We start from the raw sequence: 7,704 nt of genomic DNA, 5'->3' as shown, positions 1-7,704 counted from the left end.
GGATATAGCGGCCGAGCTTGCCGATCTCCCAGCGGCGCGGCCGGCCGACGGCATCGTCGTCCACGTTGTCGGTCGGCAGCGCAGTCTGCGAAAAATCGTAGAGCAGGTTGTTGGTCAACACCTGGATCGGCGCCATCGGCAGGAACGGCAGCCAGGCACTCGCGCCGAGCACGCTGAACATATTGCCGAAGTTGGAGCTAGCACCCATGCGCAGGTACTTGAGCAGGTTGGCAAAGACCTTGCGACCTTCGATCACGCCGTCATGCAGGACCAACAGGCTCTTTTCCAGCAGGATGATGCTGGCAGACTCCTTGGCGATATCGGCGCCGCTGTCCACCGAGATGCCCACGTCGGCCGTCTTTAAGGCAGGCCCGTCGTTGATGCCATCGCCCAGTACGCCCACCACCCGTCCGCGCGCCCGCAGGGCCTTGACGATGGCCGCCTTGTGCGCCGGCGCCAGCTTGGCGAAGAGCTGCGTGCGCTCCGCGAGTTCCCCCAGCGCTTGCGACGAGAGCCCGTCGATGTCCGCGCCGAGTACGGCCCGATCCACGTCGAGGCCGACTTCCCGGCATATCTTGCGCGCGATCACCGGGCTGTCGCCGGTCAGCACCTTGACCTCGATGCCGCTGTCGCGCAGGGCGGCCAGCGCCGGTGCCGCGCTATCCTTGGGCGGGTCGATGAACGCGATATAGCCAAGCAGGATCAGCGCGGATTCGTCGGCCACCGAATACGGCTGCGTGTCCGGCGCCGGCGGCAAAAGTTTGTAGGCGATCGCGATCACCCTGAAGCCATCTTCGTTGAGTGCGTTGCAGACCGTCATCAGCGAGTGGCGATGCGAGTCATCAAGCGCCATGGCCTGCCCTCCGAGTTCGGCGCTGGCGCATGCGGCATAGACTTCCTCCACCGCACCCTTGCAGACCAGAAGCCTGCCCTGCGGCCCGTCCACCACAACCGACATGCGGCGCCGCTCAAAATCGAACGGCACTTCGTCTATCTTGCAGTAGCCGCCCTCCTGCCGCAGCGTTTCGCCCACCTCGTCATGCAGGAGCACCGCCTTGTCCAGCAGGTTGTGCAAGCCGGACTGGTGGTAGCTGTTCAAGTAGGCGAATTCCAGCACACGCGCGGTCTCATGCCCCGCCAGATCCACATGCTTCTTCAGGATGATGCGGTCCTGCGTCAGAGTGCCTGTCTTGTCGGTGCACAGCACATCCATGGCGCCCAGGTTCTGGATGGCGCTGAGGTGTTTCACGATCACCTTGCGGCGCGACATGGCAAGCGCTCCCTTTGCCAGGTTCACGGTCACCAGCATCGGCAGCATCTCGGGGGTCAGCCCCACGGCGACGGCCACCGCGAACAGCAGCGCCTCCAGCCAGTTTCCCTTGGTCAGCCCGTTGATCAGGAACACCAGCGGCGCAAGGATCACGATCAGGCCGATCATCAGGCGTGCAAAACGCTGCAGGCCTTGCTCGAACACGGTGCCGGACGTCTCTTCCTCAAGCGAGCGGGCGATGCCGCCGAACACGGCGCGCGGCCCGGTCAGCACCACCACGATGGTCGCGCTGCCGCTGACCACGGCCGTGCCCATCAGCACCATATTCTCCAGCGTGCCAGGTCCGTCGCCGCTAGCGCTCTCCAGCGCGAACTTTTCCACGGGCAGCGATTCTCCGGTGAGGGCCGACTGGTTGACGAACAGGTCCTTGGAAGTCAGCAGCCGGGCATCGGCCGGAACGAGGTCACCTGCCGACAGGTGAACGATGTCGCCCGGCACCAGCGCGCCGATCGGCAGTTCGCTGGTGATGGGCAATGCCCCTGGCTCCGACCGGCGCTGCGTGGTGGCGGTGGTATGCACTATGGCGCGCAACGCCGCAGCAGCGCGTCCGGAGCGGCGCTCCTGCACCGTGGCCAAGCCAACGCTAAGCATCACCATCACGGCAATTACCGCGGCGGCGTCGTAGTCGTGGATAGCTGAGGATACCGCTGCCAGGGTCAGCAGCATCACATTGAGCGGATTGAGCAAACGGCGCAGCAGGTCCAGCACCGCCGGGCGCGGGCGCTCGTGATCCACCAGGTTGGGGCCGACGTTTTGCAGGCGCGCGATGGCCTCGGCGCCTGTCAGCCCCTCCGGGCTGGTATCCAGTTGCTGCAGCAGGGTCGCCGGCGGAATGCCGGCGGCCCGCAGCAGCGCGTCCGGCACGCCGCCGGAGCCTGTCCGTCGGCGCGGTACCTGCCGCGCCTTGCGCCGATGCAGGAGGCTGGCACCGTAGCCGGCCCACCGTTTCGCCCAGGTACTGGATCGCCCGGCCAATCATGATGGCGGCCTTGCCTGTGCTTGCGCAGCACTGGCGTCCCAACTCCCGCCCAGCGCCAAGAACAAGGCCGCGGTGCCCTGCAGCCGCCGGGTCCTCGCCTGCAGGTAGCCGATCTCGGCCTGGTGGTACTGCGCGTCCGCCACCAGCACTTGAAGGTAACCGGCGGTGCCGGCCTGGACGTCGGCCTGCAACTCCTGCAGCACGTTCACCAGCAACTGGTAAGCGAGGTTGGGAATGCCAGGCACCATGGTCTTGCAAGTACGATGTCGCGATCCGTTACGATGCCCATCGCGCGCTGGCCGCCTCCGAATGGCTCTGTCACCATCAGCGCACCGACATGGCGGTCGTGCCTCTGCCCCGCGGTGTGCACTTATGCGGGAGATGAACGGCGGACAGCGGGCAACTCTCTTCGATCCTCATCATGCTTCTCCTGGCCTGACCTTGATACGGGCCGATCAAGTCGCCCATGGAGTACATCGGCGATGGCCAGGGGTCGCCAAGGCACGCCGGTGCCGTGCATTCAGTCTAGTGTCGGGCGCTCGGCGGCCATTGATGCAGATCAATCACGCCTGTGGCGCGGAGCGTCCTTCCGGACTTGACGCCGGTCAACCGACGCGCCGGAGCCCTGCCTATAGTTGGAGATACCATTCCGCCATCCCCCATGGCGGATCCGACACGCCTCATCCCACCGCATTCACTTCGTTGAACCAGCCAGGAGACCGCCGTGAACGACCTCAGATCCGCCCTGTCCGCGCACCGTGCCACGCTACAGCGCGATATCAATGTCCTGTTGTCAGATGTGCAGGCATTGCTGCGCGACGCCGCCGCCTTGACCGGCGAGCAAGCCGGTCAAGCCCGCGAGCAGTTCAAGACACGGCTGGAGACATTGCAACTGCGGCTACGCGAGTTGCAGGCGCAGGGCCGCGAGCAGGTACGGGATTGGGCAGATTCCGGCGAGGAGTATGTACAGGCACACCCATGGCGCGCGCTTGGCACGACCGCAGCCATTGCCGCCGCCTGCGGGGCGCTTCTCGCCATCGCGCTCACCCGCCGCGATTGATCTTGACATGGCGCTCGCGGAGCCTCGCCGCCATCCCTGGCTCGATCTGGGGCTCCTGGCGGCCTCCGCGGTCACGCTAACCGCAGGATCGCTGCTGTATTGGTTCGGATCGGCCGCGCTCGCCCGCACCGTGTGGCTGATCGGCATCCTGCCGGTGTTGGTCGCCCTGAGTGCCGGCACAGTCCTGGCGGCATGGCGCCGCAAAGCTGGGGTCGATGTCCTGGCGCTGCTGGCCATCGGCTTCGCATGGTGGCTTGGCGAGCGCTTCGCCGCGGCCGTGATTGCCCTGATGCTGGCGAGCGGACGCGCACTAGAGAGCTACGCGGAAGCGCGCGCCTCAAGCGAGATGAGCGCCCTGTTGCGCCACGCCCCGCGCGAGGCAAGCCGCTACGAAGAGGGCGAATGGCGGCTGGTGCCGCTGGACCTCGTGCATCCGGGCGACCGCCTGCTCGTACGCGCCGGCGAAGTGGTACCCGTCGACGGGACGCTGATCGAGGCCGCTGACCTGGACGAATCCACCCTGACCGGCGAGGCGATGCCGCAGCGTCGCGCGCCGGGCGAGCCGCTGCATAGCGGCGTGGTCAACGCCGGAGCGCCGTTCGAGATGCTTGCCGGCGCCACGGCGGCACAAAGTACCTACTCTGGCATTGTCCGCCTCGTGATGGAAGCACAGCAAAGCCGCAGCCCGTCGATGCGTATGGCCGACCGCTACGCCCTGCTGCTGGTGCCCCTTGCACTGGTGGTGGCTGGTGTGGCCTGGTTCATTACCGGCGATGCACGGCGGGCGCTTGCGGTGCTGGTCGTAGCGACGCCCTGCCCACTGATCCTGGCGGTGCCCGTGGCCATCGTCTGTGGCATGTCGCGTAGTTCCAGCCGGGGCATCCTGGTCAAAAGCGGCGCCGCACTCGAAAGGCTGGCGCAGAGCCGCGTGCTGTTCTTCGACAAGACGGGCACGCTGACTGCCGGCCATGCCCACGTTTCGGCAATCGAGGCAGCGCCGGGACACGCGCCAGACGACGTGCTGCGCCTGGCGGCCTCGCTGGCACAGGCATCGGTGCATGTGAGTTCCCGCGCGCTGGTGGCCGCGGCACGCGAGCGCGGCCTGGCGCTGGCGTTGCCAGCGCAGGTCTGCGAGGAGCCAGGCGCCGGCCTGAGAGGCATCGTCGACGGACACGTTGTCACCATGGGCTCCTTGGCCCATGTGGCTAAGACAACCGCGCCCAAGCCATGGAGCACGGCGCTGTTGCGGCGAATGAGCTATGAGGGCACGTCGGCCGTCTTTCTTGGCATCGATGGCGCCATGGGCGGCGCGCTGCAGCTCGAGGACCAGATCCGGCTCGACACGCCCCGTGCGTTGCGGTTGCTCAGGCAGGCCGGAATCTGGCGCATGGTCATGGTGACCGGAGATCGCGACGACGTGGCGCAGATGACCAGTGCGATGCTTGGCGTGACGGAAGTGCGCGCCCAGCAGACGCCAGCGCAGAAGCTCTCGGCAATCCGCGAGGCGCAGCGCCACGATACGGTCATCATGGTCGGCGATGGCGTCAACGACGCGCCCGCGCTGGCGGCTGCCGATGTCGGGGTGGCGATGGGCGCGGCGGGCGCCGCTGCGTCGGCGCAGGCAGCAGACGTCGTACTGCTGGTGGACCGCCTGGACCGACTGGCTGAGGCGATCCAGATCGCCCGCCGCGCGCGCCGTATCGCCGTGCAGAGCGTCGTGGCGGGCATGGCGCTATCCCTGGCGGCGATGATAGTAGCCGCGTTCGGCTACTTGCCGCCGCTGGCAGGTGCGCTGCTGCAGGAACTGATCGATGTCGCGGTGATCCTGAATGCACTGCGGGCACGCAAGCCAGGGCCGGACTGGCGGCCCGCGCAAATCACGCCGGCCGAAGCCACGAAACTGAAGGCCGAACACAGCGAACTGAGACAGGTGCTCGGCCAAGTGAGATCGATGGCGGATCGCGTAGCCGGYCTCCCTGGGAGAGTCGCGGCCGTGGAACTCGCGCAACTCAATCAGGCATTGCGCCAGCAATTGCTCGCGCATGAGCTCCGCGACGACGCCAATCTGTATCCGGAGCTGGCGCAACGGCTTGGCGGCAAGGACCCGCTGGCCGCCCTGAGCGGCGGGCATCGCGAGATATTCCATCTGGTGGGCATGCTAGAGCGCATCGCCGCCGACCAGGCGGCGGACGGCCTCGACCTGGAAAGCGCGCAGGAGGTCCGGCACCTGTTGTATGAGCTGAATGCGATTCTGCGTCTGCATTTCGCGCAGGAGGACGAGCTGTATCAGGCGTTGGGCGACGCCTGATTGCCAACGCCGCCGCACATGAGGGCAAAAGAATGGTCGACGACTCGTTCCACCTCGCGCCGCATTGCGCTGGATCAAGCCGCGCGCGGCGTCACCGACAATACTGGAACAATCGGCGCCCGCAGTCAGATTGACACGGACCAAAACCATCATGGCTGGCAAGCGTGTCGTCGCCTGTTCGCCTGCGCGTCAATGAGATGGAAGGCGACTGGGTCTATTGCGAGTCGAAGTGCCCGCGACGCGGCCGCTGACACGGGAGCCGTTTAACGGCGCGGCAGGCACTCCAGCGCTGGTACGCATCAAAGTTGCCATAGATCAACGCCACCGGTAGCCAGCTGGATATATTGGGCTCGTGCAGCCGCCGAATTGCGAAACGAACCCGGCGACGCCGCACCTGTATTTAACGGGCTATCGAAAGGAGGACGCTGTGCAAACCAATATCGGTACGGTTGACCGCACTCTCAGGATCGTCGTCGGCCTGGCCTTGATCGGCCTTGCCGTCACCGGCACGATCGGTGTGTGGGGATGGATCGGCGTGATTCCGGTCCTGACGGGGCTCGTCCGCATCTGTCCTCTCTACAGCCTGCTCGGCGTCAGGACCTGCCCGGCCTCGGGCGGAAAGCCCGGCTGATCCGGCCGACGCCCGCGGCAACGGCCAGGAGTCGCCGCCATTCCCACTGGCGACACGCCATGGAAGGCCCAACGCTCGATGTGGATCAACGAGCGCGGCCGCCACGCTTCAGAAGCATCTCGCAGACGAGTTGCCTGACATGCATGCCCTGCACTCGTCCTTTCCAGCAATGCCAATCCGGGGCTCTTCCCGCGTGGGAATAAGCATGGCGTTGCAGCGGCACAGGGTATGCGCGCCAATCACGGAGAGAGACCATGACGGACCAGACTGACGTCCCACTCGCATACTTCAGCGCCAATTGCGAGGCGGGCCTGCGTGCGCTGACCCTGTTGCAGGAGAGCCGCCAGCGTTTCCTTGAATTCCAGTTGGAAGCCATCCGCAAGGACATCAAGACAACGCGCGAAGTGGGTGCGCAACTTGCCAATGCAAACAACATCGCCGCGCTCGCCGCGCTGCCAGTCACTTTCCTGCGCACCGAAGCCGAGCATTGCGCGCACCTGATGCAAGCGTGGATGAGTCTAGCCATCCACAACCAGACCGCCATCGTCGAACAGATGCGCGAGATCGGCGAGTCCTGGCAGCGATGCCAGGCGATGAGCTTGCAGCAGGCGGGGAATACCGCTTCGATGGTGGCGCCGGTGCAGGAAATATTCGAGAAATTCAGACAAGCCACGGCGTGGAATCCCGCGTTGAACGGCACCGGCGCCGAAGTAGGAGGTGGCGCCGCAGCCAGTTCGCGAAAGAGGCCCGCCCATGCCAGTTGAGCACGCAGGCGAGGCGCCGGCCAGCCTACCTTCATGGCGGATCGCGCCGGTGACCGGCGGCGGGTGGACTGGGTGAAGCCATTTCGATCCGCCTGAGCGACGCCGGATAGCACGTGGCAGCCACTCATTCGCCGGGCAATGACCACGTGCAAACCTGGCTAGACCGCTAGCGCCAGGCTACCTTGCCAGGCACATGGTCACGGACATCCCTGCCGACATTCTCCAGACCAGGATCATGCCTCAGATCCCGGTCGGCAGGCCGGGGCGGCCGGACGAAGTGGCCGCGCTGCAAGCAGACCGTTGCCATGCGAGCCCGCGCGCACCGCAACCGCGGCGTGTGGCAGTGTTCAAGGCGTGATGGCTACCTTCAGCACGCCATCGCGCTGGTTGGCGAACAACTCGTACGCCAATTCGATCTGATCAAGCTTGAACCGATGCGTGACGAGCGGCCCGAGATTCAACCTGTCGCTCTGAATGACCTGCATCAGGCGGCGCATCCGCTCCTTGCCACCGGGGCACAGCGCCGTCAGGATGCGATTATCGCCAAGGCCGCCATGGAAAGCGTCAAGTGGGATGCGCAGGTCGCTTGAATAGACGCCCAGGCTTGACAGCGTGCCTCCCGGCTTGAGCAC

At 65.9% G+C, this 7,704-nt stretch carries 6 protein-coding genes and 2 pseudogenes; 5 read left to right on the top strand and 3 right to left on the bottom strand.

Annotated features, from left to right (window positions below; genetic code table 11):
- The coding region (mgtA, locus tag AC1DO7_RS37485; RefSeq protein WP_477117313.1) for a magnesium-translocating P-type ATPase at positions 1–2,194 on the bottom strand (2,194 nt) is incomplete at its 3' end.
- 111 nt (positions 2,195–2,305) lie between these two features.
- A complete protein-coding gene (locus AC1DO7_RS37480) occupies positions 2,306–2,557 on the bottom strand; it encodes a hypothetical protein (RefSeq protein WP_441620414.1) in 252 nt (83 codons plus the stop codon).
- Positions 2,558–3,033: 476 nt separating this feature from the next.
- Between AC1DO7_RS37480 and AC1DO7_RS37475 the strand changes: the two genes are divergently transcribed.
- From AC1DO7_RS37475 to AC1DO7_RS37455, 5 genes and pseudogenes are all read left to right on the top strand, one after another.
- On the top strand, positions 3,034–3,369 hold the full coding sequence (locus tag AC1DO7_RS37475) for an ElaB/YgaM/YqjD family protein (RefSeq protein ID WP_441620416.1): 336 nt from the start codon (positions 3,034–3,036) through the stop codon (positions 3,367–3,369).
- Positions 3,370–3,376: 7 nt separating this feature from the next.
- On the top strand, positions 3,377–5,677 hold the full coding sequence (locus AC1DO7_RS37470) for a heavy metal translocating P-type ATPase (RefSeq protein WP_441620418.1): 2,301 nt from the start codon (positions 3,377–3,379) through the stop codon (positions 5,675–5,677).
- A gap of 427 nt (positions 5,678–6,104) precedes the next feature.
- The gene (locus AC1DO7_RS37465; RefSeq protein WP_267601401.1) at positions 6,105–6,308 is read left to right on the top strand and encodes a YgaP family membrane protein; all 204 of its coding nucleotides are present in this window, start codon (positions 6,105–6,107) and stop codon (positions 6,306–6,308) included.
- A 254-nt stretch (positions 6,309–6,562) separates the two neighbouring features.
- Positions 6,563–7,072, top strand: coding sequence for a hypothetical protein (locus AC1DO7_RS37460; protein ID WP_441620420.1), 510 nt, complete (start codon positions 6,563–6,565; stop codon positions 7,070–7,072).
- Between the two features lie 166 nt (positions 7,073–7,238).
- Positions 7,239–7,430, top strand: a pseudogene (locus AC1DO7_RS37455) (hypothetical protein); the annotation flags it as partial.
- Here the strand turns inward: AC1DO7_RS37455 and AC1DO7_RS37450 are convergent.
- Positions 7,420–7,704, bottom strand: a pseudogene (locus tag AC1DO7_RS37450) (NAD(P)-dependent alcohol dehydrogenase); the annotation flags it as partial. The pseudogenes AC1DO7_RS37455 and AC1DO7_RS37450 sit on opposite strands and share 11 nt — an antisense overlap.

This window comes from Cupriavidus sp. 05N40, assembly GCF_056397305.1.
Note: the sequence above shows the minus strand (reverse complement) of the source record. Positions and strands in the feature narration are given on the sequence as shown.

Bases quoted from the DNA above. Each gene is read 5' to 3' on its own strand.
- AC1DO7_RS37480 (WP_441620414.1), bottom strand. From the start codon at position 2,557: ATGGTGCCTGGCATTCCCAACCTCGCTTACCAGTTGCTGGTGAACGTG.
- AC1DO7_RS37460 (WP_441620420.1), top strand. From the start codon at position 6,563: ATGACGGACCAGACTGACGTCCCACTCGCATACTTCAGCGCCAATTGC.